1 protein-coding gene and 1 pseudogene are annotated in these 788 nt (G+C 35.9%); both read left to right on the forward strand.

Going from position 1 to position 788, the window contains the following annotated elements:
• Positions 1–256, forward strand: a pseudogene (locus FC65_RS12085) (IS4 family transposase); the annotation flags it as partial.
• Between the two features lie 271 nt (positions 257–527).
• Positions 528–743: a hypothetical protein gene (locus tag FC65_RS10935; protein ID WP_056972783.1), complete on the forward strand. Its 216-nt coding sequence runs from the start codon at positions 528–530 to the stop codon at positions 741–743.
• Positions 744–788: the final 45 nt, after the last annotated feature.

Below are 788 nucleotides of genomic sequence, written 5' to 3' on the forward strand. Positions count from 1 at the left end.
TGATAGTTGGTTTACGTCACCACACATGTTTGCTGAGCTGCTAAAACGTCATTTATTCGGGGTCGGCATGCTTAAACGGAGTAAAAAAGTCTATTTTCGCTATCGTGGTCGCCAAATGGATGTTAAGACACTCTATGAAAACTTGCGTCGTAGTAAATGGCCGCACCATGAAAATTATCTGTACAGTCCACTGGTTAAATTTCAGGTTGGCGACCAGGAAATGCCAGTCAAGCTGGTTTACATTGTTGAAAGGAATTGGTTTCTTTACGAGTATTTTGCCACAAATTTTTAATCAACCAATATGGTTTGCTGCCGGGATAATTGCTTTATTTATTTCTATTGTAAATCTAATGAAAATAATCCATTTGCTCAACAAAGAAAAGAATCCTCAAAGTAAATATGGCCCCGTGTGGTAATTTATATACAATTTTACCAAAACATAGAGTTTTAAATGGGCGAATTACTATATTATAGTACTCACAGGGTATGTCTATGAATATTTTATTGGCATAAGAAAGGAGCGCGCGGTGAAAAAGGCAATAACATTTTTGACACTTTTTGCTGCTAGTTTAGTGCTATTTGAAGGCAGTGGTCTATCCCAATTAGAACATATTGACCTTACAGATAATTATCACGTACCCAAAACCGTGCGTATTTCAGACAAGTCAAAAAGACCACGCTCTTATTTTGAAACAGAAGATGCTTTTAAAGCAGTTGGATCAGATAACGACAAAGATAGCTAGGTATGTGTCAAATATTAAATATCTTGAAATGTCAAATTAAGTTAG

Origin of the sequence: Ligilactobacillus acidipiscis DSM 15836 (assembly GCF_001435755.1) — a bacterium.
Taxonomy (GTDB): domain Bacteria; phylum Bacillota; class Bacilli; order Lactobacillales; family Lactobacillaceae; genus Ligilactobacillus; species Ligilactobacillus acidipiscis.